This window comes from Kosakonia sp. MH5 (assembly GCF_009935945.1).
Lineage (GTDB): Bacteria > Pseudomonadota > Gammaproteobacteria > Enterobacterales > Enterobacteriaceae > Kosakonia > Kosakonia radicincitans.
Map to the genome: position 1 here is coordinate 236,970 of NZ_QODH01000004.1, position 24,708 is coordinate 261,677.

A 24,708-nucleotide genomic window follows, 5' to 3' on the forward strand; every position below is an offset into this window, starting at 1 on the left:
CTACTGTTGCCTTATTGTTGACGGGATAATTCAGCCAGCAACGGCCAGCGCTTAATAGCCGCAGCCAACTGTTCACGCTGGGAAATATCGGCGTAATCTATTTCGGGTAGAGAAAAAGCCTTGCTCAGCGCCAAAAAATCATTCTGGAATGTATAACCCAGAGTTGGGTCTGTTTGCGTTTTTGGTTCATTGTTATGCATTCTGGCCCGATCCCTTTGAATAGAAAACACATGCACTGATTGTAGCAAGGCATCATGCCCGACAAAATTCATTTACATGCTAAAACTGATGTTCTTTAATTTCAATGTTAGGTTTATTTCTCAGCTTTCGCTAGTAAACTGAGATACAGATAAATTTGTTTCAAGAGGGACATCGTGGACCCCATATTTTCTATTGGCATTCAGTCTTTATGGGACGAATTGCGTCATATGCCTACAGGCGGCGTTTGGTGGTTAAATGCCGATCGCGAAACTGATGCAGTTAGCCTTATTAATCAAACTATTGCACAACAAGATACCGAGGCAAATGTCGCGGTTATCGGTATGGACCACGATCTACGGGGCATCCTTAAACTGGATAAAGATCACGGCCCCCAAAAAATTCGTCTATTTTCCATGCCAAACCAGAGTAATAGCCTATACTTTTTCGCCCGCGATTTACTCTGCACCATTGAGCCTGAGAATTATTTACTTATACTGCTCTGTGCTAATAATGCCTGGCAGAATGTTCCTGGTCCCAAAATACATCAATGGTTAGAAAAAACGCATGAGTGGGCGAAATATCATAATTGTACTTTGCTGGTTATTAATCCCGGCAATAACAATGACAAACAAGCCTCGATTTTGATGAGTGAATATCGCTCACTGTTTGGTCTGGCAAGTTTACGCTATCAAAACGGTATGCATCTTTATGATGTTGCCTGGTGGTGTAATGAAAAAGGGATCAGCGCCCGCCAGCAACTGATTCTTCATCATCATGATGACCGGTGGCAATTAGCGAAGCAGGAAGAAACCGCCGTACAACCGCGCAGCGATGAAAAAAGAATATTAAGTAATGTGGCGGTTCTGGAAGGTGCGCCGCCGCTTTCCGAATATTGGTCTTTATTTGAAACAAACGAAGCGCTGTTTGAAGAAGCCCGTTCAAGCCAGGCGGCAACGCTGATTTTTTCCCTGGCGCAAAACAACCAGATCGACAGTATCGCCCGCCAGGTACATACCCTGCGCCGCCAGCGCGGCAGCGGTTTAAAAATTATCGTCCGTGAAAGTCAGGCCAGCCTGCGCGCGACCGATGAGCGATTATTGCTGGGCTGCGGCGCGAATATGGTTATTCCCTGGAACGCGCCGCTATCGCGCTGCCTGACTCTGATTGAAAGCGTGCAGGGGCAACAATTCAACCGGCTGGTGCCGGAAGATATCACCACCCTGCTTTCCATGACCCAGCCTCTGAAGCTGCGCGGCTACCAGCCGTGGAATATCTTCTGCGATGCGATAAGCAATATGGTCAATAACCAACTGTTGCCGCCGGATGGCAAAGGGGTAATGGTTGCGCTGCGCCCGGTACCGGGTATTCGCGTCGAACAAGCACTTACCCTTTGTCGCCCTAATCGCGTGGGGGATATTGTCAGCATGAGCGACAACCGGCTGGTGCTGTTTTTGTCCTTTTGCCGTGTCAACGATCTTGATACCGCCCTGAACCACATTTTCCCGCTGCCAACGGCGGATATCTTCTCAAACCGGATGGTGTGGTTTGAAGATAATCAGATTGCCGCGGAACTGGTGCAGATGCGTATGCTGACGCCGGAAAAACTGGCTAAACCGCTGCCTGACACTGCCGGAATGAAGAAAGTCATTAACGCCGAACATGACGGTACAGGCTGGCGCCGTATTCCGGAGCCTTACCGCTTATTCAGTGACACCACGGAGCGCACATCATGATGTCAGTCAGCGATATCGTTCAGCTTATCATCTTCTGCGCACTGATCTTTTTTCCGCTGGGTTATCTTGCGCGCCACTGGATACGCCCTATCCGGTCCGCATTTCGGATCTTGTTTACCAGACCTCGCTATGTAAAACCGGCAGGAATATTGCGCCGGGAATCGTTCGTCAAGGCAGACCGCAAACATGACTAATTCATCGATGACCACTTCAACGCCTTCGCCGCTGTGGCAATACTGGCGCGGCCTCTCCGGCTGGAACTTCTATTTTCTGCTGAAATTCGGTCTGTTATGGGCGGGCTACCTTAACTTTCATCCGTTGCTGAACCTGGTTTTTATGGCATTCCTGCTGATGCCGTTGCCGCGCATGAGGTTACATCGTCTGCGTCACTGGATCGCACTGCCGATTGGTTTTGGTCTCTTCTGGCATGACACCTGGCTGCCTGGCCCGGAAAGTATGATGAGCCAGGGCTCGCAGGTCGCGGGTTTCAGCGCCGACTATCTGCTTGATCTGGTGACCCGTTTTATCAACTGGCAAATGATTGGCGGGGTTTTTGTCCTGCTGGTGGCGTGGCTGTTTTTATCACAGTGGATCCGCGTTACTGTGTTTGTCGTTGCCATTATGATCTGGCTGAACGTGCTGACCCTGACCGGACCGGCATTTAACTTGTGGCCAGGCGGCCAGCCAACCACCACGGTGACCACAACCGGCGGCGGTGCGGCAGCAACCGTCGCGGCGGCAGGCGATACCCCGGTAGTGGGCGATATGCCTGCGCAAACCGCGCCGCCGACCACGGAAAACCTGAATGCTTATCTTGCCAGTTTCTACGCCTCAGAAGAGAAGCGCCAGAGCACTTTCCCGGCGCAGCTTCCCGCTGACGCCCAGCCGTTTGATCTGCTGGTCATCAATATCTGTTCCCTTTCGTGGGATGATATTGAAGCAGCAGGGCTGATGTCGCACCCGCTGTGGTCGCACTTCGACATCGTATTTAAACACTTCAACTCTGCCACCGCTTACAGCGGCCCGGCGGCGATTCGTCTGTTGCGCGCCAGCTGCGGCCAGTCGTCGCACAAAAACCTCTATCAGCAGGCCAATAACCAATGCTATCTGTTTGATAATCTGGCGAAACTGGGCTTTACCCAGCAGTTGATGATGGACCATAACGGCGAGTTCGGCGGTTTCCTGAAAGAGATCCGCGATAACGGCGGCGTGCAGGTACCATTGATGGATCAGTCTGGCCTGCCGCCTGTACTGCTCTCTTTTGATGGTTCGCCGGTCTATGACGATACTGCCGTGCTGAACCGCTGGATGGAGTCGGACAGCTTCAAACAGGGGCAACGCACCGCAACCTTCTACAACCTGCTGCCGCTGCACGACGGGAACCACTATCCCGGCGATCGTAAAACGGCGGATTACAAACTGCGCGCGCAGAAACTGTTTGATGAGCTGGATGCCTTCTTCACGCAGCTGGAGAAATCCGGGCGGAAAGTGATGGTGGTGCTGGTGCCGGAACACGGCGCGGCGCTGAAGGGCGACAAAATGCAGGTTTCCGGCCTGCGTGATATCCCCAGCCCGTCAATTACCAATGTACCGACAGCGATTAAATTCTTCGGCATGAAAGCGCCGCATCAGGGCGCGCCGATTGAGATTAACCAGCCGAGCAGCTTCCTGGCGATATCAGAACTGGTGACACGGGTGCTGGATGGCAAAATCTTCACCGAGGACAGCGTCAACTGGCAGCAGCTCACCAGCAATCTGCCGCAAACGGCACCGGTTTCTGAAAACGCCAACGCCATTGTGTTGCAGTACCAGAACAAGCCGTATGTTCGCCTGAACGGCGGCGACTGGGTACCGTATCCGCAGTAACGTCCTGCGCCCTCTCCCGCAAGGGAGAGGGTCAATCGGTTAGCGCTGCTGCGCCAGCCACACCAGCATCTTCAGGCTGGCAGAGTAGTAATCATCCTGCGCGGTGATTTGCGGCTCGGCCAGCGGTTCTCCCAGCGTTAAATCACGTACCGCCAGCAGACCGTCATTCATCATATACGGCGCCGTTTCGTTGGTCGCCACATTCACCCAGGCCGGCGTCTGATTGCGGCTAAAGCCCTGCCACCAGCTACGCCACGGCATCAGCAGCGCGCTTTGCGGATCCTGCCAGCTGATATACAGCGGAATACGGATAGCATCATAACTCATGCGTGGCGGCCACTCTTTTGCCGGGGAAAGCTTGCCATCCGCCGCCAGCGAAACCCAGTCTGTCGGGAGCTGTGCTTTGCCAAAGCGCATTTTCCCCAGCAGCTTTTGCCCGTCGGCGATCAAATCGCGCCACACCACTTGATGGCTTCGTTTCGCGAAATCCTGCCACGCCGGGAAGATGAAATAGGCGGGATTCAGGTTCACATAGGTGTTGAGGTTGAAGCCGTTCGCGCCTGGCAGCATCACGCGGTAACCGGCATAACTCACCACGGTATGTTTCAGCACGGCCTGCGTAATAGCGTCCGACGCGCTGGTATAAGCCGGAACATTCCAGCGCTGCCCCGCTTTCAGCAGCGCCCAGGCCAGCAGAACATCGCCATCCGTCGCATCGTTTTTATCAGCAACAGGATCGGCTTCCACCGGGTTATAACGCCAGAAAAAGAGGCCGTTATCTTTATTTCTCAGGGTCTTATTCGTCCAGTTCCACATGCTGTCAAAGGCAGCTCTGTCATCACTGGCCACCGCCATCAACATGGCGTAACCCTGGCCTTCAGTATGGGAAACACTTTTATTACCGGTATCGACGACGCGTCCATCCGGCATTAAAAAACGGGCTTTATAACTATCCCAGGCCGCAGAAGCCTGGGAAAATGACGTAAACAACAGACTCACCATCACCACCAGAGCGGCGAATACGCGCTTCAACATGGGTTTACTCACTTGGGTTAGCGTAACGGAAGAGAACATCCGACACAGAATAGAGCCTTTCGCGGGTAAAAACGAGACCTGCCGCACCACCCTGCTCTTGCATCCAGCGGGTATACAGCCCCTCAAGCACGGCGCAAAGAGCAAAGCACCAGCGCTTCCGGTGCGCTTCTTCCCGCGCGACCGGCAAGCCCTGATGACGAAATGCCAGCCCGTCATCACGGGTATCGATATCGATAAAACCCCAGTTGAACAGCGCCAGTTGCGCATTGATATTGGCTTCCAGTTCGCCCACGGTTTCCGACGGCGGAAGCGGCGTGCGTTCCGCCATTGCATCACCCATCTGTCGCAGGAACGGCAGGCTTTCCGCTTCACCGACGTTGTTTACCATGCCGTCAATCATTACGCTCAGCAAATCAAACCAGCCCGGCGCGGTTTGCTGCTGCTGAAACCACAAGAGCAACGGCGTATCAGAAGTGTGTGTCATCATTTGTCTCCCAACATGTACCGGAGCCAAATCCCGGCGGTGCTTTCGTTATAATTGCCGAAGGTGTCGTAGCCGACTTTGCCGCCCACCGTCATATTTTTATTCACGTTGTAATCCAGCCCCGCATGGAAGTTGTAGCCGATACCGTTTTGCGAAGTGCCCTGGTACTGCGCCTCTTTGATAAAGCCAAGATCCGCCAGTTGCTGGAGCATCTTCTGTGCCTCAGGCTCGGTCGGGAAATAGTCGCTTTTATCCTGGGTATAAGACTGATATCCCACAGCGCCGCCGATGCTCAGCTTCCAGTTATCGATTTTCTGCGAAAGATCGACCGGTAAAGAGACGCTGACATAGTTCTGCGGACTGAAATAACCGCCCTGGCCGTAAGTGAAGTAGCTGAGGTTTTTCGAGAAATCCATCCAGCTCACGCTCAACCCGGCCTGCAACTGGCGGAAATCGTCATGCCACGGGCGTAAATAGACCCCGGCATTGGCGTTCATGCTGGTGTTGCTGGCAACATCCGTCCCGAGATAACTGTAACCTCCGCCGCCGACGTAAAACCCGGCATCGCCATCATCGTAACTTAACTGTACCGATCCGCCGTTTTTGGTGACCTGCCCCCAGCGCTGGCCGGAGTATTTATCCTGTAGTCCGACATACGACAGCAGGCTGTCGGTGATCGCGCGGCGCTCGCCGGTGAAGATCAGCGTCAGGTAGTTGGTCAGTTTCGGCGACCACTTCACGCCGCCCACCAGCGAGGTGAGATCCTGCCCGAGCGGCGTACTGCCGATATCCAGCTTGTAGCTGTCGCCGCTGAGCGCCATATTCAGCTCCACGCCGCTGGCGTTTTGCGAATCGGTAGAGGCGTTAATTGCATCGTTGTAATTCTTCTTGTAGTTCGATGCGCTCAGGCTTTTCAGGCGGCTCGAACCCAATAAAGAGGTCAGGTTGTTGTAACCCTCATCGGTAAACGGTGTCAGTTTGCTGGCATCGGCGTAACTTGCCAGATCGGTAAATTTATCGCTGCCGTCCGTTGCCGTAGAACTGTTGGCATTGCTGATGGAGGTGGCAATATTGCTCGCCGCATCTGCCAGCGGGTTTGAACCATAACGACGCCAGGCATCGCCCGAAGCGCTACCGGAACTGAGGCTGACTGGCGTGGCAGTAAATTCAAAGCGCGCATCGCCGAACGGCGAGCTGGACCAGGTCAGCGGCGCTTTCGCTTCCGTTAACTTGCTGGTGCCGGTTTCCCCGTCGCGACCGCGAATATCCACTTCACCTTGCAGCCACATGCCGGTTTTTTCGTTCATCTGCTGCATCATGTCATCCACCTGGCGCAGCGTACGGCTTTGCGCCGTTTCTACCGGCAGATCGGTACGCGTAGTGCCCGGCAGATTACTGCCCGGCTCACGGGCCACCTGCGCCACCTGCCACGGCAACGTCTGCCCATACAGCGACTGAGGCGCAGCCGTGTCAGCCGTGGTTTTACTGGTAGTCATAAACGGGTTATCAGCCAACAAAACGCCGCCAATTGTTGGCGTGGCCGCGCTGTTGGTCGATTCCAGCCCCACCAGCTTGCCGCGGGCGCTACGCAACAGGGTCATCGCCTGCTGATGGTTACCCTTTGCTTCTTCCAGCCGCGCCAGCAGTAGCAGGCGTTCCGGTGAACTGTTACTGCGCAGACCATTCGCCAGGGTCTGGGCTTTATCAATATTATTTTCCGCCAGCGCCACATCAATCGCACCGACACGCGCGGCCTGATCATCGCTGTCGCGGGTCATCAGATAGTCATACAGCACGCCTGCTTCTTTGTTCATTTTGCCGCTCTGGTAGAGACGGCCCATGGCGAACATCAAATCGGTATTCTGCGGATCGCTTTGCAACGCGCGAATCAGCTTGTCATAGGCGGCGGCATAGTTGCCCTGCTCACGCAGACGATCGGCTTCATTAATCACATAACCGTTACGCACGCCCGCCAGTTGCGCCGGGGTGCTGCGCGCCTGCATCTCGGGGCTGGAAACAAAGGCCTGTGCTTCCTGGTTCAGCCCGGCCTGATTCAGCACGGCAATTTGATCGGCGTAATCCCCGGCATTGCCCTGCACGCCCTGCTGCATATTGGCCCGCACCAGCGAAACCGCCGTTGTCAGATCGCCGGTTTGCGCCAGCATCCGCGCCAGTTTCCCGGCATCGGCCGGGCTTTCCGGTGGCGTGCTGGCGAGCGCTTTCAGGGTATTCGACGCGGCAACAGTATTGCCCTGTGCCAGGTAACGATCGGCGGTCGCCATTTGCAGGTTGTAGTTCACCCGGCGGGCGAGATCGCGCGTCTGGCTGTTTTGCCCCGCGGGCGAGATCCGCGACAACAACGAACTGGCCTGCTGCCAGCCGCCATTTTCACTGGCGAACAGCGCGGCGGCATACAGGGAGCTTGCGCCCGAGCCGCTGCTTTGTGCCGGAAGCATAACGCTCGCCGCTTCATTCTGCTGGCCGGATTGCTGTAATAATCGCGCCAGATCGAGGCGCAGCCACGGATCGTCCGGCAACCGCTCAACGCCCTGACGCAACAGCGCAATCGCCTGCGGCGTATTGCCGCTGGCAGCCAGTTGTTGCGCCTGACGGCGCAGCGGATCGCCCGGCGCGCCGGTGACTACGCGCGGTTGCAGCTTCGCCTGCAAGCTGGCCGGTAGGGTTCGCAGCATGCTCTGAGCTTCTGCCGTTTTGTTTTGATCGCGCAGAACGTAATAGAGGTTTTCGCGCGCCGGGGCATTCTGCGGTTGGTCGTTCAGAATAGCGCGCAGTGCCTGCTCCGCCTGCGGGTAATCTTTGTTCTGGCGTAACACATCGGCGCGGAACAGTTTTGCCGCCGTTCCCCGCTCGCCGCTCTGCTGCGCCAGCGGTGCGGATAAGGCCAGCGCCTGGCTGACATTGCCCTCTTTCAGCGCCTGTTGCGCCTGCGCCAGTTGGCCGTAAAACGCCGCGTCCTCCGCCTGCGTTTTGCGCTCGGCAGAGGCATCACCACCCAGGCTCGCCGCCCGATTCAGGTATTGCGCCGCCGCCTGATAGTCACCATTGCGCTGGGCGATATAACCCATGCCCGCCAGCGCATCGGCATCCTGCGGATTGGTTTGCAGCACCTGTTCAAACTGCCGCTTCGCCGTACTGCTGTCGCCGCTGTTCAGGGCGGTAAAGCCCGCGCCTTTCGCTGCGCCGCCGATGTTTTTGCGGTAGTAATCCTGAACTTCGCTGTCCTGCGGATGGCGCTGCAACCAAGTGTCGTAGAAGCGCTCATCGCCGGACTGCGGCCCAAGCCACAGCAGCGCCTGTCGTACACCGGCATCGGCATCTTTGCTGCCGCTGGCCATCGGTTCGAGCATTAAAATCCCGTCGCGGCGCGTCTCTTCACGCCAGGTGAGCATCTTGCCCAGCGCCACGCGCGCGGCATTGTCCTGCGGATTCTGCGCCACAATGTGCTGCATCTGCGCCAGCGCCTGCGGATAGAGCGCTTTGTCGCTCGCCATCGTCAGGTAATATTCCGGTGCCAGACCCGGCGGCGGCGTATTGCCGTTAAACAGGCTGCGCCAGGTCTCCAGCGCGGCCGGAATGTTGCCGCTCCGCGCCTGCTGACGCGCCAGCGTGAGCTGCCCTTGCGGCACCTGCGCCATCTGTTTGGCGTTATCCAGCGCCTGCAATTCGCCATCGCCGGGCGCGGTTTGCGCCAGCCGTGAACGCCACTGCGCGGCGGTCTGCAAATCGCCATTTTGCTGCGCCCACAGCGCCATCAGATACATCGCCCGGGTGTTATTGGCATCAACCATTAACACCTTTTTCAGCGACTCCATCGCCAGGTCGTCATGGGATTTTTCATGCCAGTAGTTGGCCTGATCGAACAGCGCTTTTAAGGCCGCATCATTCGGCGCGGCCTGTGCCTGCCCGGCAGCGCTGAGCGCAAGTGCGCCGGAGAGGCAAACGGTCGTCCACCGGCGGGCGGTTTTGTTTCGCATTGTGGTCACCCTTTTCACTTGCTGTTCTCCGGATGCAGACGTTTACGCTCGCGCTTTTTCAGCGCCAGATAGAACAGCCAGCCCGCCAGCGAACCGACCAGCAGTCCCAGAATGGCCAGCAGCGCTGAGTGCTGGTTGGCATACCAGACCACCATCATCTGCGGTGGCATTTGACCGCTCGGGAACTGTTCGCCGACGCGGAAGCTGCGTACCCCGTTTTCATTGGTGATGATGGCGGCATCGCCGCGAATACCGGCGTTAATACGCGCTGAGGCCAGATCGCTATGCAGGTGCGAAAGCTGTTCATCGCTGCTGCCCAGCGCCAGTACCACCAGACGCTCATCGTTCCACGGTGAGCGGAAACTGATAAAACCGCGCCATGCTTCGTTAGAGGAGAAGTAGCGGTCGGCCTCCAGCCCTTCGGCCGCCCAGTCGCCCGCCATCCAGCGCTGCACTTTCTGCCACAGGGAGGGCGCGCGCACGCCCAGCGTGTTGTCATGGGTGATAAACGGCGAGTCAGCCAGCAGCGCATGGTTGAAGTCGTGCTGATCCATGCCCGTGACCGCCAGCACGTCGCGATCGCGCACCAGCTCTTGCAGGCCGCCGCCGGTGGGAACGCCAAGCACCACGCGGTTATGTCCCAGCGCCGTTCCGGTGGCATTACCGGAGCGAGCAGCCATATCCAGTAGCGTGGCGAGTTGCGTTTCCGACGGATTCTGCGGCAGCATCAGCACCGTTTCCGCGTAGTCCGCCATGCGGGTAAACGGGAACGACGCGCCAACGAAATAGGAGAGGTTCGGCAATAGCGCAAAGTGACGCGTGTGGCTTAAATCGATCCATGAATCATCATCAATGCGGCTCTTGATGTTGTTGTTGAGCAAGGTGCTGCACGGCGCATTCTCTTTCGGCACGATATTGAAGTAGAGCGAGAGCTGGTTATCGCCGTAGATCATGTACGGCTCCAGCGGCATATCGAACGACTCCTGACGCGCATCGCCGCCCAGTTTGTGCCACAGCGTTTCCAGCGCGCCCTGTTTATTGACCGGCAGGTTGTGCAGGAAAGTGTCGTTCATGGTCATGCTCAGCCAGGAGCGCTGCTCGTCGATCCAGTTTTCCGTCGGGAAGCGGTAACCAATATGCAGCGGGATGGTTTCTCCGTCCCACAAAAACAGATCCGGCGCGGCGCGAAATGCCACCTGCAACGGCGAGTGCCAGATCCCGGTGGCGGTCAGGCTTTGATCTTTGCGGATCAACTCATGAAGCTTGATGGGACGATCGGTTGGGATCCAGCGCGGCGCATCATAGGGTTTGCTCAACGGAATGGTCTGCGCCGTAACATCAAACGCAGGCGTTTGCGGCGTGAAATTGCCCCGCGTCAGCCGCCAGGCCGCCGCACGCAGTTCATGTTCATCTTTGCCGACAACCAGTAGCAGCTTGTACACCGGGTTCGCCGGGTTATCGATAATTTTCAGCAGCGGCTGCGTGGTTTGCGGCAGCGTCAGGCCGCCGATCTGCTCGCCGGGATGGCCGATCAGGATGCCGTTCTGTTCCGGCAGACGATCGTGATACGCCGCAAACGAGATGCCGCGATAATCGGCCTGGATCCCCATCCACGAGGAGATCAATGCGCCGGCGCTAATGGCATCGGCGCTCAGCGTCGCGCCGAACGCCATCGCAATGCTGGTGGGCGACATCTGCATGCTGTCAAAGAACGGGCGCGGGAAGTGGCTCAGATCGGCACCGATATCCAGTTGCTGCCCTTCCAGCTCAAAACGCGAATCCGGCAGGACGGTGACACGATACTTATCGTTCAGATCGCGCTGGCACTGCATCGCATCGCCATCATTGATTTTGAAGCTCAGGTTGTTGCTGGAAACCATCAGCGCTGCCGGAATATCCAGCTGGTAGCGCGACAGATCACTATCAGTAGCGGTCAGTGGTACGGTGCCCAGCGGCTGGCCATTAAGCATCAATTGCAGGGTGGCATTACGCGCCGCCATTGCCGGGGAGATCTTTAGATTCAGCGCCAGCCGGGCGTTGGTGATCACCTGATCCATCGGTAGGGTAAAATCGATGCCGCTCTGGAACTGGCCGCCGCTCAGGGTTAATCCCTGCGGTTGCCCCATCTGCGCCAGACTCACGCTGTTGACCACCGACGGCACAAAGGCCGATGCGCTTTGCGTCGTTGTCGGCGGGGGTAAATCAACCGGCAGCAGCGATGAAACCGTTGTTTCCTCACTGTGCAGCGGCGCCATAAACAGCATACCGACCAGCATAGCCAGCGTTGTCAGACGTTTCATACGCCGCCCTCCTCCGACGTCGCCTTCGCCGCCAGCTCTGCCCGCAGGCGGCGGTTTTCCCGACGCGATGTCCAGGTCAGCCAGAAGAGATCAAAGACGCAGCGCACAATGGTCAGCATCGAGCGGAACGGGTTGTCCTGCGGTTTCGGCGGATGGATCCACGCATCCGCGCGGGAAAGCACCACGCGCACCAGTTCACGGCGGCGCGACAGCGGAATATCGTCGAACATCAGGCGGATATACTCTGCATCGCTGGCGATGATGCGAGCCGGAATGGCAATCGCACCCGATTGCAGCAGCAGCTCAATCTCTTCGATTTCATCGCTCTGGTGGCGCTCGTCCGGTACCACGATACGGCAGCCGCCCATCGATAAATCGGCGGTCTGGCTGCGCGAGGTAATACCGCTGGCATAGTGGATCAACACCGGAATATCGACATCAATACGGATGGTTTTGCGGGTTTGACGGGTTTCCCGCGCCACGGCAATTGCCGCCAGCAGGAAGATCAGGCTGTACAGCCCCCAGCCGACGTTAAGGGCGATAACGCGCGGATCGACGCCGAAGTAATCATGGGCGCAGGCGCGGACAATCCCGGCCACCACGCCAGCTGCCAGCAACACCGCGATAATCAAATGCGGGCGCACCACGCTGAAATCGAAATAGCCAACGTTCAGCAGGCCGCCTTTATCGGTGACGTTAAATTTCCCGCGTTTCGGGAACAGCATGGTGACGACGGTCGGCAGGACAATATGGAACGCCAGCACGATGTCATAAATCTCTCCCCAGAAGCTGTAACGGAAACGTCCGTTCAGACGCGAGTTAACGAACACGGCAAGGAACAAATGCGGCAGCGCGTAGGCGAAGACCAACGTGGCCGAAGAGTGAATAATGTTCAGGTTAAACAGCAAATAAGCCAGCGGCGCGGTCAAAAAGGCGATTCGCGGCAGCGCAAACTGGTAATAAAGCATCGCGCTCAGGTAGCACAGACGCTGCGGAAGGGTCAGCCCACGTCCCAGCAGCGGGTTATCGAGGCGGAAAATCTGCGTCATGCCGCGCGCCCAGCGGGTACGCTGGATCACATGCAGTACCAGGCGTTCGGTCGCCAGACCGGCCGCCAGCGGGATATCGATAAACGCTGTGCCCCAGCCCAGGCGCTGCAATTTCAGCGCGGTATGTGCATCTTCGGTCACCGTTTCCACGGCAAAACCGCCAATCTCCTCCAGCGCGCTACGGCGGATCACCGCGCACGAGCCGCAGAAAAAGGTGGCGTTCCAGTTGTCGTTGCCTTGCTGGATCGGGCCGTAGAACAGTGAGCCTTCATTAGGAATGTTGCGGCCTACCGACAGGTTGCGTTCGAACGGATCCGGTGAATAGAAGTAGTGCGGCGTCTGTACCAGCGCCAGTTTCGGATCTTTCAGGAAACCGCCGACCGTAGCTTGCAGGAAAATTCGCGTGGCAACATGGTCGCAGTCGAAGACGCAGATCAGCTCGCCGTGGGTAAGCTTCATCGCGTGGTTCAGGTTGCCGGCTTTGGCGTGCGCATTGTCGTTACGGGTGATATACCCAACGCCGACATCGGCGGCGAACACCGCAAACTCCCGGCGTTTACCGTCATCAAGCAGGTAGATTTTCATCTTATCACGCGGGTAATCAATACATTGCGCGGCGAGCACCGTATCACGCACCACATCCAGCGGTTCGTTGTAGGTCGGAATGTAGACATCCACCGTCGGCCACTGGCTCATATCATCCGGCAGTTGCACTATTTCACGCTTCAGCGGCCACACAGTTTGCAGGTAGCTCAGCAGCAGCATCACCCAGACATAGACTTCCGCAAGGAACAGTCCCATGCCGAGCAGGGTTTCAATCTCAGAGTTAAAATGCAGGGTTTGGGTCAGGCGGAAATACATGTAGCGTGTCGACAACAGCGCTGACATCACGACCATAATCACCGAAACACTGCGCTTTTTGCTGAATCCAAGCAGGAACAAAATACCCATGCTGATCAGGCCAAAAATATACTGCTTTTGGCTGTCCATCGGCGTAATGACCACCAGCAGGGCGACAGGAACCATTGCCAGTACCAGCAAAACAGAAAGAAGCTTTTTCATAGGTTGCCCGTGAGCGTTAGAAACCTGACATGCGCGGCGAGTTGTGAACCGTCCCGTCACCGATTTTGACGCCTAAGATGCCGGCGACGCGTTTTGCAATGAGTTCAATATCGAAAGCGGCTGCGGAAGCCGGGCTAAAATCGAACACCGATTGCTGTGAGGCATTCGCTTCGGCAACGCTTTCATCGCGGTGCAGCACACCCAGGAGCTGGTTGCCCAGGCGCTGCTCAAGAAACGTGGTGACATCACGGCTGATCTGGCGGCGGTTATCACTCTGGTTGACCACAAAATAGTGACCAGCTTTACGGTTGAGCACGTCCCCCGTCAGGCGGTTGTTTTCGATTTGCGGCAGCAGGGAGAGCGATGCGGTATCCGCCAGCAACGTCACCAGATGCACATCGGCCAGCCGCGACATGGCTTTTAACGCAGCCGACGGCCCTGGCGGAAAATCCGCGACGATAATCAGACCCGGATAGTTCAACAGCGTATTCAGTCCACGCGTTAAAAAGTGCTCGTCATTCGCCAGCCGCTCTTCAAATGTGAGTCGCTGCTCTTCCGTGGCGTCGCCATAAGGCAGGACGAAGATATTGCCGCCTGCGGTGAGGACAAACTGGCTCCAGTCCGACGATTCCGCCGCTTTGGCAACGTAGCCGCGTCCGTCCGTTAGCGGTACGCCAAAATGCAGGCGCAGCGCATTCTGCACGTCAAAATCGAGCGCCAGAACTTTGCTGCCCGAACGGGCCAGCGCGTACGCCAGATTCGCCGTCAGGGTCGTTTTTCCGACACCGCCTTTCGGTGAACAAACACAAATCAACGGCATGACGCGATCCTTTCTAACAACGAGTGTAATGGCTGGTTTTTTTCTGTTTTCGGCTTTGCTTCCGGCACTTTGGCGGCGAAGAGTTGCGCGTAATTGACGGTGGCAGATTTTACCCCCTCGGCAGGCAACGCTCTCACCGGTGTGGGAGCGGGCACAGGCGCCGGGGGCGGAATGACCGTCGCAAGCTGGCTGGCAACTCCTTGAAAAATGGAAGGAGCCGGTATTGACGCAGGTTCGCTGACGTCGACTGCGGGCGCATTCTCTGTGCGGGCAAAGAGATCCGGTTCAACGGATTGCGGGACAGGAAGAGAAACATGGCCGCCCATGGTCAGCGTCGATTCATCCGTTGCCGGAGAGAGCTGCTGGATCAGTGCCCAGTTTCCCTGGTCGCTGCCAGGGTTTTGCGCGGAAAGATCCTTAAAATCGTGTTTCTGGTTGCGGGTTTTATCCTTAAACCTCTGCAAATCATCATAATGATTCATTGTTAATCTCATGATTTACAAAATAATATTGTACCCACCACCGCTAAAGATCTCAGCGCCCGGATATTGGTCGAGTTGTGGCTTTTTATTTTGGCTGTGCTGTGTTTGCGCGGGTACAAGATAATGTTTCGGCGATGATCTTCCGCCTGTTTTTACGTGTTACATTTCAGCATTGCTAACACGGTGTTTATTTCCGGTAAATATATAAACAATACCCATACATGTGCCATCTTTTTTTGCTGCTGTATCTATTAAAGTATTAACGTCCAAAAATGTAGGGATATTACGGTGATAAAAACCAGCTTAACCTAAATTTATATTAATAAATGTCATTTTTACCTTGATTAAAAGAGTAATAATCCAGACAAAGAAATAATAACCTTAATTTTTGCTTACTCAGAGAAATATTTAGAAATAATTATTGGGAGTCATAAAACTGTTTTATTCCGCTAACCCATTATTCCTACTGAAATTATCTCTCCGTTCGTTTTAAGGTAAATTTATTGAAAATTTCAAAATTAAGCCGGAACGTTTATAAGGATTGTCAGCAGCGGAGAATATCGATTGTCGGGTTCAGAGTAAAGTGACAGGCCCGGCAACCTGAACGCTGCCGGGCACATGAGGATTACGCGTGCGGTTTCTCGCCGTTCTCATCCTGGTCGACGGCAAAGCAGGCAACCAATTGACCGCCGTAATCTTTCAGCTGCGGCTGCAGCTGCGTGCAGGGGCCGAAACGACGGGAGCAGCGGGCGTTAAACGCGCAGCCCGGCGGTGGATTCAGCGGGCTTGGCAGCTCGCCGGTCAGTTTAATACGCTCGCGGCGCTCATCCGGATTCAGGCGCGGCGTTGCAGAGAGCAGCGCCTGAGTGTACGGGTGACGCGGGTTGGAAAAGATCTGGTCTTTCGTGCCTTTTTCCACGCAGCGGCCGAGATACATCACCATCACTTCATCGGCGATGTGCTCAACCACAGAGAGATCGTGGGAGATAAAGACGTAAGAGAGCCCCAAATCCTGCTGCAAATCCATCATCAGGTTGAGCACCTGAGCGCGCACGGAGACGTCCAGCGCGGAAACGGGTTCGTCGGCAATCACGACATCCGGATCGAGCATCAGACCACGGGCGATAGCGATACGCTGACGCTGACCGCCGGAGAACATATGCGGATAACGATCGTAATGCTCGGTTTTCAGGCCAACTTTCGCCATCATCGCCAGCGCTTTTTCCCGACGCGCCTCTTTGCTGAGAGAAGTGTTAATCAGCAGAGGTTCTTCGAGGATCTGCCCTACTTTTTTACGCGGGTTCAGCGAGCCATACGGGTTCTGGAAGACGATCTGAATCTTCTGCCGACGCAGCTTCTGCGCATGGGGATCGTGTTTCAGTAGATCCTGACCCTGGTAATACAGCTCGCCGCCGGTCGGGGTTTCAATCATCGTCAGCAGACGGCCGAGCGTGGATTTACCACAGCCGGATTCGCCCACCACTGCCAGCGTTTTACCGCGTTCCAGGTTGAACGATACGCCATCCAGTGCTTTCACCAGGCGTTCCGGGGCAAACATTCCCTTCTTCACCGGGTAGTATTTTTTCAGGTCGATAGCCTGCAACAGCGGCTGCTGCGAGGTGGCCTCGTGCGTACTCATAGTGTCGGCCTCCCGGCGTCATCGAGTGGGTAGTGACATTTGGACTGACGGCCGCCATCGACGGTATTCAGTGCCGGTTCCTGCTCGCGGCATTTGTCCGTTGCATACGGGCAGCGCGGATTCAGCAGGCAGCCAGTGGGGCGGTCATATTTGCCCGGAACAACGCCCGACAGCGAAGCCAGACGCGCTTTGTCCTGTGCAAACTCCGGCAGCGCGCGTAGCAGCGCCTGGGTGTAAGGATGACGCGGCGCGCGGAAGATATCTTTCGCTTCGCCGGTTTCCACCACCTGGCCTGCGTACATCACAATGATTTTGTGCGCCGCTTCCGCCACCAGCGCCAGATCGTGAGTGATCAGGATCAGCGCCATATTCTCTTTTTGCTGCAACTCCAGCAAAAGCTCGATGATCTGCGCCTGGATGGTCACATCCAGCGCGGTGGTCGGTTCATCGGCAATCAGCAGTTTTGGCTGACAGGCAATCGCCATAGCAATCATCACGCGCTGACTCATCCCACCGGAGAGCTGGTGCGGGTATACGTCCAGACGCGAGGCCGGATCGGGAATACCGACCTGCGTCAGCAGGTCAATTGCGCGCTGACGACGGGTTTTCTTATTCCCGCCCTGATGCACCTTAATCGCTTCCATTATCTGGAAACCGACCGTGTAGCACGGGTTCAGGCTGGTCATCGGATCCTGGAAAATCATCGCGACTTCGGAGCCCACCAGACTGCGGCGCTCTTTTTCAGAAATGCGTTTCAGATCCTGGCCGTTGAACTCCAGGTTTTCGGCCATTACGCGACCGGGGAAATCAATCAATCCCATAATCGCCAGTGAACTGACGGATTTACCGGAGCCAGATTCACCGACGATGCCAACCACTTCGCCCTGGTTCACGCTATAACTTACGCGGTCTACGGCGCGGAACTCGGAGCCAACGTCGCCGAAGTGCACCGATAATTTATCTACATTTAATAACGCCATCTCGAACCTCTTACTGCTTCAGTTTGGGGTCGAGCGCATCACGCAGTCCGTCACCCATCAGGTTAAATGCCAGCACCGTCAGCAGGATCGCCAGACCCGGGAAGGTCACGACCCACCAGGCACTCTGCGCGAACTGCAACACGTCGGAGAGCATCGTGCCCCACTCCGGTGTTGGCGGCTGCGCACCCATGCCAAGGAAGCCAAGGGCGGCCATGTCGAGAATGGCGTTCGAGAAGCCCAGCGACGCCTGAACGATCAGCGGCGCGAGGCAGTTGGGGAAAATATTGACGAACATCTGGCGCATCGCGCCCGCACCAGCAACGCGAGAAGCGGTCACGTAGTCGCGATTCACCTCCACCAGTACGGCGGCGCGCGTGAGTCGCACATAGTGCGGCAGGGCGACAAACGTCAGCGCCAGCGAGGCGTTGACGATCGACGGGCCGAAGATAGCCACCAGCACCAGCGCCAGCAGCAAGCTCGGCAGCGCCAGCATAATGTCGACGACACGCATAATGATGCTGCCGATAACGCCGCCAAAGTAACCGGCCACCAGGCCGAGCACGATGCCCGCAATCAACGACAGCACGACCACCAGACAGCCCACCAGCAGCGACAGACGAGCGCCAAACATCAGGCGCGACAGCGTATCGCGGCCCACATCATCGGTACCCAGAATGTGCGTCCAGGTGCCGCCGTCCTGCCAGACCGGTGGCGCCAGCAGCGCATCGCGGAACTGATCGGCCGGGTTGTGCGGCGCAAGGAAGTTAGCAAATACGGCGATAATCAGCATGATCACCACGTAAGCCAGGCCAACAACCGCACCTTTGTTGCGTTTGAAATAGTGCCAGAACTCCTGCAACGGCGTCATTGGCACCGGTGCAGCAATAACTTTATTTTCAGTAACTTGTGACATGATGGCCCCTTACTTCTTATGCCGAATACGCGGGTTCACCACGCCGTAGAGCAGGTCGACCAGCAGGTTGACGAGGATAATCATCGTCGCGACCAGCAATACCCCGCCCTGCACCACCGGATAGTCGCGGCGTTGCAGCGCATCAATCAACCAACGACCCAGACCCGGCCAGGAGAAGATGGTTTCCGTCAGGATTGCGCCCGCCAGCAGCGTGCCGACCTGCAAGCCGATAACCGTCACCACCGGCAGCATGGCGTTGCGCAGCGCATGCACGATGATCACGCGCATGCGGGTCAGCCCTTTTGCGCGCGCGGTACGGATGTAATCTTCACCCAAAACTTCCAGCATAGAGGAGCGGGTCATACGCACGATCACCGCCAGCGGAATGGTGCCGAGCACAATGGCTGGCAGGATCATATGCGCAAGGGCATCGATAAAGTTGCCCTGCTCGCCCCAGATGGCGGTATCTATCAGCATAAATCCGGTCAAAGGATTGCTGTCGTCAAGGAACACCATATCGCTGACGCGTCCGGAAACCGGCGTCAGGTTGAGCTGCACCGAAACCAGCATGATCAGCATCATGCCCCACCAGAAGATAGGCATGGAGTAGCCGGTCAGCGCAAGGCTCACCGCAGTATGATCGAAAATAGAGCCACGTTTGACGGCGGCCAGTACGCCCACCGGAATACCCACAGCGACCGCAAAAATCATGGCGCAGATACCGAGTTCCAGCGTCGCTTTAAAACGCGGCACAAACTCGTCCCACACCGGAAGTCGGCTCTTCAGAGAGATGCCTAAGTCACCGTGCAATACGCCCCAAACATAGTGGACATATTGTTCCCAAAGCGGCTTATCAAGACCAAGCTCAGCCAGCAATTGAGCGTGACGCTCAGGAGAGATACCACGCTCACCCGCCATGATCATTACCGGGTCGCCGGGGATCATATGGACAAAGGCAAAGGTGAGAAGGGTGATACCGATAAACGTTGGGATAACCAGCCCCAGACGTCGGAGAATGAACTGCAACATAACCCGGATTCTCAGTAGTGACGCAGCGCCTGGCGGCGGCGCGTCTGTATTGCTCACAAACAGGAATTCCCTCCGCAGAGGGAAAACGCTTTACCCCCTCTCCCGGAAAGGAGAGAGGGTAGCTATCGTGCTTATTATTCGACAGACACGTTTTCGAAGTGGTGTTTGCCTAACGGATCAACAACATAGCCTTTGACTTCTTTACGCACCGGCTCATACACGGTGGAGTGAGCGACGATCAGCGCCGGAGCCTGGTCATGCATCACTACCTGAGCCTGCTTGTAGAGTTCAACACGCTTGTTGTGATCGTCGGTTGCGCGAGCCGGTTGAATCAGATCTTCAAACGGCTTGTAGCACCAGCGAGAGTAGTTAGAACCGTCTTTCGCCGCTGCGCAACTGAACAGGGTGGCGAAGAAGTTATCCGGATCCCCGTTGTCGCCGGTCCAGCCCATCATGACTGCCTGGTGTTCGCCCGCTTTCGCGCGCTTCAGGTATTCACCCCACTCGTAGGTCACGATTTTGGCTTGTACGCCGACTTTCGCCCAGTCAGCCTGAATCATCTCAGCCATACGACGAGCGTTCGGGTTGTACGGACGCTGTACTGGCATCGCCCACAGTTCAACGGTAAAGCCTTTATCCTGACCGGCTTCTTTCAGCAGCTGTTTCGCCTTCTCCGGATCGTAGGTGTAGTCTTTAACGTCGTCGTTATAGCCCCACATGGTCGGCGGGATCAGGTTTTTCGCCGCCACGCCAGCGCCCTGGTATACCGCTTTGATGATCGCTTCTTTGTTCACCGCGTAAGTCAGCGCCTGACGCACTTTCACGTCATCAAACGGTTTCTTCTCGGTGTTGAAGGACATGTAGCCAACGTTCAGGCCAGCCTGTTCCATCAGCGTGATGTTTTTGTCCTGCTTCATACGAGCGATATCCGCCGGGTTCGGGTACGGCATAACCTGGCACTCGTTTTTCTGCAGTTTGGCATAACGTACGGAAGCATCCGGGGTGATGGAGAAGACCAGACGATCGATTTTCGGCTTGGTGCCCCAGAAACCGTCAAACGCTTTGTACAGGATGCGGGAATCTTTCTGATATTGCAGCAACTGGAACGGACCGGTACCGATCGGGTCGAGGTCCACTTTCTCCGGCGTACCGGCTTTCAGCATGTTGTCCGCGTACTCTTTGGAGAGAATAGAAGCGAAGTCCATTGCCAGGTCGGCCAGGAACGGCGATTCCGGACGGGTCAGCACGAACTGAACGGTATTGTCGTCGACTTTCTTCACTTCGCTAATCAGGTCAGGCAGACCCATGCCTTCGAAATATTCGTAGCTGCCGCCAGAGACTTTATGGTACGGGTTCTGATCGTTTTTCTGACGGTCAAAGGAGAACACCACGTCATCCGCGTTGAAATCGCGCGTCGGTTTGAAGTCTTTGTTGTCCTGCCACTTCACGCCTTTACGCAGGTGGAAAGTGTAGGTTTTGCCATCAGCGCTGATTTCCCACTTCTCAGCCAGGCCAGGAATCACTTCCGTGGTGCCGATTTTGAATTCCACCAGACGGTTATAAATCGGTACGGAGCTGGCATCATAGGTGGTACCAGAGGTGAAAAGCTGTGGGTTAAAGCCTTCAGGCGAGCCTTCAGAACAATAAACCAGGGTTTTAGCCTGCACGCTTGCCGCGACGGTCATGGCCACCAGGCTAAGACCGAGCTTCAGCATCCCTGACTTCTTCAAGGAAATACTCATTGATTCTGCTCCAATGTGATATGTGTTGTTACCCATGCAGTGGGTATGTCCGACAGACCTTTATTAGTTTTTTACCCGGTCTGGTCGGTTGTGCCCGAAGGCGTTATGAGAGATGGGGATTCCTTTCACAAGGTTGACTGAGTTGCAGTGCAGATTCTCCTTGAAATGCCCCTCATGCCCTACAATCTGTCAACAGAATGTCAAAACGTCAATACAGGTAATCGGGATTTACAACGACGGTGAGAATCGGTAAACAAAGTTTAAAAAAACTTCAAGCCTCTATTTTCAGCAGGGAAATTTGTGCTAGCGCCGACGCAGCAGAATAATTCGCTCATTAACCACCAAAATCCAGTGCTTAACTTTCATGCAGATTATGAAAAATTTCTTGCAGAATGATGATTATCTGAGCGATTAATGCCATGAACGCTAAAACGCACAGCGAAAAATGCTGTCATTATCCATAAGCAACGCGAAAAAAGATCCAAACATATATAAAAAAATACAATGGAATATCGTACAAAATTGTGAACTGGCAGCGAGAAGTGGGGATAACGGAGATTTTCGATAATTTCGCCGGCTGGCGCTGCGATTATCTGGTCTACGGGATCGCGCCAAGGCCGGTAAGGCGAAGCGGCCTTCAGGCTATTTTCCAGGATGCAGAAAGCAAAAAACCCAACCTTGCGGTTGGGTTTTTCTGAATTTGGTCGGTGATAGAGGATGACTCGCCACTGTGTGGCTCGCCCTGCGGGCCGTTTCTGAAGCAACGTTCTCTCGCGATGCTCGAGTCGAACCTCTTCCCCCGGAGGTTCTCATCCTCTTTTCGAGGCCGGAAAGCAAAAAACCCAACCTTGCGGTTGGGCTTTTTTGAATTTGGTCGGTGATAGAGGATTCGAACCTCCGACCCCTTCGTCCCGAACGAAGTGCGCTACCAGGCTGCGCCAATCACCGAATGCGGGGCGCATCTTACTGCCGTGAAGCTACCCCGTCAATCCCCTAATGTAAAAAAGCATACTGACTGGCGATAAAGCCAGCAGAGCGCTTACTTCGCCGCCTGAGCCGGCAAATGGCACCAGTTATTGTTCTCGTTAATACCGCCATTTGGCGAGGTATAACCGAGGCAACCCATAATGGTGTCGTACAGTTCAACATGGCGACGCGGCGTTTTAAACGCTGCCTGCTGCTTAAGCTGAGCAAACATCTGCGCCTTTTGCGGATCCTCAAGATACTTGTCGGACATCCACACCATCATCGGCACGCGGAACTGCTCCGGTGGCGCCATTTTGCGCGGCGTACCGTGCAGATGCTCCTTTTCATTGATCGACTCCCCGTGGTCAGCGGCATAGAAAATGATCGCTTTCCGGTCGCGCATCTTATCAATCACGCTATCAATAAAGTAATCCACATAACTGACAGAGTTATCGAAGGAGTTAATCAGCTCTGCTTTGCTGCACTTGTCATCGACGCCGACACACTCTGGCGTCCACTGCGCAAAGTTGCGCGGATAACGCTGGGTATAGTTAAAGTGTGAGCCTTTGGTATGCATAATAATCAAATGTTTACCTGCGGATTTATTGTCCAGCGAATTCTGCATTTCATCGACAAGCAGCATATCGTCCACGCTTCTGCCACGGTTACGCGGCTCCGCGCCAATCTGCTCGCGATAAGCAATGTTGTCGGCCATGGTATTGCTGTAGAACCACATCTCGCTCTGCATGGCGTACAAATCGCTGGCGAAGCCCAGTTGTTTAAGCACGGCAAAGACGTTTTGCTCTTTCAGCGTGCGCTGCGGGTTATCTTCCGCGCCGCCTTCACGCACAAACATACAGCGCAGAGAGAGCTTGGTCGCGGTGTCGCATGAGTAACCGCGAAACGCCACGAGGTTCTTCTCCTTCGCCAGCTTCGGCGTGGTATCGCGGGAGTAACCCAGCAGCCCCATATGATCCCAACGCGTGGTCTCGCCAATAATGAATACCACCCAGGTATCATCGATATCTTTTGGCGCGACATAGGTAAACTTCGTCGCCGGGTTGATCAGCGATTTATTGCCGGAGGATTCATCCACCTGTGCCCAGGCATACAGCCCCAGCGCAGAGAGCCAGTTTGACGGCAGATAGGAGTTCGCCACTACCCCGCCATAGCTCGGCATATCAACCTTTGACGTCCGCTCGGCCTGTTTCTGCTCCATGTCCAGCAGACGGATTGGCCCCCAGACCAGCAACCCCGCCAACAGCACCAGGCCCAGACTGCGAATGCGCATCCCCGGCGTACGCAGCTCGTTCAGCAGCGTGAAGCGGCAGCGGTTGCCCCAAATCAGCAGCAACGGCAGCGCGCTCACTGCCACCATCCAGACAATAAGCTGCCAGCCCACCACTTCTTTGGAGAGATCGATATCCGTGGTCATGACCGAAGCAATGATGCCATAGCCAATCACCACGTTGAGAAACGTCATGTAATAGCTGGCAGCCGCAGAGCACACAACCACCAGCGAAGCCAGCACGCGCCAGACACGGCGCCCCGTCAGCGACAACAGGCGTAATAAAAAGAAAGTGACCAGTACCGTACCAACGAGTTCAACAACTGCGGAGATACCTTTCAACGCAGTGAAGGATTGCGCATATCCATCAAACCGACGGAAAAAAACCGCGCTATTCATAAACAGACCGATATATAGCGCTAGCAGGAAGCTCAGCTTCTGCTGCGTCATTGTTTTGATATAACTCATGCAAGCAACTCTACAACTAAGGGGAAAAATCCTGACTCAGGCAGGCTATTAATTGGCAGCGGAAGTTAACAGCGGAAACTTCTGAAGCGTGGTAAGTAGACCATAGCGGGGCGGAAAAGTGTCATGCGGAAAGCTTAACCAGCCATATATTTACAAAATATATGGCTGGCGTCAGAAATTTAGCACGAAAGAGCGTTATCAGGAGGTAATCACGTTAAGTTTTACGTCAATGTTGCCACGCGTTGCGTTGGAGTAAGGACACACAATATGGGCTTTTTGTACCAGCGCTTCGGCTTCCTGATGATCCATACCCGGCAAGTGAATATCCAGCTGCGCTTCAATACCAAACCCGGTCGGTAGTGGCCCAATGCCAACTTGTCCTTCAATGTAAGCATCCTGCGGTACTTTCTTTTTCTCTACCGAGGCAACATGTTTCAGCGCTCCAAGGAAACAGGCTGAATAACCTGCGGCAAAAAGCTGCTCCGGGTTAGTGACTTCACCGCCAGCACCGCCCATCTCTTTGGGTACGCCAAGTTTTACATCCAGAACGCCGTCAGAGGAGGTGGCACGACCATCACGGCCACCGGTTGCTTTTGCTTTAGCGCGATAAACTACTTTTTCTAAAGACATCTATAGACTCCTTCAGTAGGGAAGAA

Annotated in this window: 18 protein-coding genes, 1 tRNA gene and 1 other RNA gene; 3 read left to right on the forward strand and 17 right to left on the reverse strand. The window is 55.5% G+C overall.

The genetic code is table 11. From position 1 onward, the window contains the following. Window positions 1-11: 11 nt before the first annotated feature. Window positions 12-200, reverse strand: a complete 189-nt coding sequence (gene bcsR, locus DK872_RS13360) for a cellulose biosynthesis protein BcsR (RefSeq protein ID WP_007369584.1) — start codon at window positions 198-200, stop codon at window positions 12-14. Between the two features lie 174 nt (window positions 201-374). Between bcsR and bcsE the strand changes: the two genes are divergently transcribed. From bcsE to bcsG, 3 genes are read left to right on the forward strand one after another with little or no spacing between them, the layout of a single operon-like run. Then, window positions 375-1,934, forward strand: coding sequence for a cellulose biosynthesis c-di-GMP-binding protein BcsE (gene bcsE / locus DK872_RS13365; RefSeq protein ID WP_007369583.1), 1,560 nt, complete (start codon window positions 375-377; stop codon window positions 1,932-1,934). Further along, entirely contained in the window at window positions 1,931-2,128 is a 198-nt protein-coding gene (gene bcsF / locus DK872_RS13370) for a cellulose biosynthesis protein BcsF (RefSeq protein ID WP_043956159.1), read from the forward strand. Before bcsE ends, bcsF begins: the two co-directional genes overlap by 4 nt. Next, window positions 2,121-3,800 carry a cellulose biosynthesis protein BcsG gene (bcsG, locus tag DK872_RS13375; RefSeq protein ID WP_007369581.1) on the forward strand — a complete coding sequence of 560 codons (1,680 nt, stop codon included), beginning with the start codon at window positions 2,121-2,123 and terminating at the stop codon, window positions 3,798-3,800. The genes bcsF and bcsG overlap by 8 nt, the downstream gene beginning before the upstream one ends. 39 nt (window positions 3,801-3,839) lie before the next feature. Here bcsG and DK872_RS13380 read toward each other — a convergent pair whose 3' ends face one another. The 16 genes from DK872_RS13380 to DK872_RS13455 form a co-directional block, all read right to left on the reverse strand. After that, the gene (locus DK872_RS13380) at window positions 3,840-4,835 is read right to left on the reverse strand and encodes a glycosyl hydrolase family 8 (RefSeq protein ID WP_007369580.1); all 996 of its coding nucleotides are present in this window, start codon (window positions 4,833-4,835) and stop codon (window positions 3,840-3,842) included. 4 nt (window positions 4,836-4,839) lie between these two features. After that, window positions 4,840-5,322: a cellulose biosynthesis protein BcsD gene (gene bcsD, locus DK872_RS13385; protein WP_161518439.1), complete on the reverse strand. Its 483-nt coding sequence runs from the start codon at window positions 5,320-5,322 to the stop codon at window positions 4,840-4,842. Continuing rightward, entirely contained in the window at window positions 5,319-9,314 is a 3,996-nt protein-coding gene (locus tag DK872_RS13390; RefSeq protein ID WP_161518440.1) for a cellulose biosynthesis protein BcsC, read from the reverse strand. Before DK872_RS13390 ends, bcsD begins: the two co-directional genes overlap by 4 nt. A 14-nt stretch (window positions 9,315-9,328) precedes the next feature. Further along, entirely contained in the window at window positions 9,329-11,614 is a 2,286-nt protein-coding gene (bcsB, locus tag DK872_RS13395) for a cellulose biosynthesis cyclic di-GMP-binding regulatory protein BcsB (RefSeq protein ID WP_035886746.1), read from the reverse strand. Further along, complete coding sequence (gene bcsA, locus DK872_RS13400; RefSeq protein WP_007369576.1) at window positions 11,611-13,725, reverse strand: UDP-forming cellulose synthase catalytic subunit; 2,115 nt, start codon at window positions 13,723-13,725, stop codon at window positions 11,611-11,613. Before bcsA ends, bcsB begins: the two co-directional genes overlap by 4 nt. 16 nt (window positions 13,726-13,741) lie before the next feature. Then, window positions 13,742-14,545: a cellulose biosynthesis protein BcsQ gene (gene bcsQ / locus DK872_RS13405; protein ID WP_007369575.1), complete on the reverse strand. Its 804-nt coding sequence runs from the start codon at window positions 14,543-14,545 to the stop codon at window positions 13,742-13,744. After that, entirely contained in the window at window positions 14,536-15,027 is a 492-nt protein-coding gene (gene bcsO / locus DK872_RS13410; protein ID WP_161518441.1) for a cellulose biosynthesis protein BcsO, read from the reverse strand. Before bcsO ends, bcsQ begins: the two co-directional genes overlap by 10 nt. 625 nt (window positions 15,028-15,652) lie before the next feature. After that, window positions 15,653-16,666, reverse strand: a complete 1,014-nt coding sequence (gene dppF / locus DK872_RS13415; RefSeq protein ID WP_007369573.1) for a dipeptide ABC transporter ATP-binding subunit DppF — start codon at window positions 16,664-16,666, stop codon at window positions 15,653-15,655. Then, complete coding sequence (gene dppD / locus DK872_RS13420; protein ID WP_007369572.1) at window positions 16,663-17,646, reverse strand: dipeptide ABC transporter ATP-binding protein; 984 nt, start codon at window positions 17,644-17,646, stop codon at window positions 16,663-16,665. The genes dppF and dppD overlap by 4 nt, the downstream gene beginning before the upstream one ends. A gap of 10 nt (window positions 17,647-17,656) precedes the next feature. After that, a complete protein-coding gene (dppC, locus tag DK872_RS13425; RefSeq protein WP_161518442.1) occupies window positions 17,657-18,559 on the reverse strand; it encodes a dipeptide ABC transporter permease DppC in 903 nt (300 codons plus the stop codon). A 9-nt stretch (window positions 18,560-18,568) separates the two neighbouring features. Beyond that, window positions 18,569-19,588, reverse strand: coding sequence for a dipeptide ABC transporter permease DppB (gene dppB, locus DK872_RS13430; RefSeq protein WP_007369570.1), 1,020 nt, complete (start codon window positions 19,586-19,588; stop codon window positions 18,569-18,571). A 134-nt stretch (window positions 19,589-19,722) separates the two neighbouring features. Continuing rightward, window positions 19,723-21,330: a dipeptide ABC transporter periplasmic-binding protein DppA gene (gene dppA / locus DK872_RS13435; RefSeq protein WP_035886750.1), complete on the reverse strand. Its 1,608-nt coding sequence runs from the start codon at window positions 21,328-21,330 to the stop codon at window positions 19,723-19,725. Window positions 21,331-22,031: 701 nt separating this feature from the next. Beyond that, window positions 22,032-22,164: non-coding RNA, RtT sRNA (locus DK872_RS13440), on the reverse strand. A 37-nt stretch (window positions 22,165-22,201) separates the two neighbouring features. Next, window positions 22,202-22,278, reverse strand: a tRNA-Pro gene (locus DK872_RS13445). Window positions 22,279-22,369: 91 nt separating this feature from the next. Next, a complete protein-coding gene (gene eptB / locus DK872_RS13450; RefSeq protein WP_007369568.1) occupies window positions 22,370-24,052 on the reverse strand; it encodes a kdo(2)-lipid A phosphoethanolamine 7''-transferase in 1,683 nt (560 codons plus the stop codon). A gap of 198 nt (window positions 24,053-24,250) precedes the next feature. Continuing rightward, on the reverse strand, window positions 24,251-24,682 hold the full coding sequence (locus DK872_RS13455; RefSeq protein ID WP_007369567.1) for an organic hydroperoxide resistance protein: 432 nt from the start codon (window positions 24,680-24,682) through the stop codon (window positions 24,251-24,253). Window positions 24,683-24,708 lie beyond the last annotated feature (26 nt).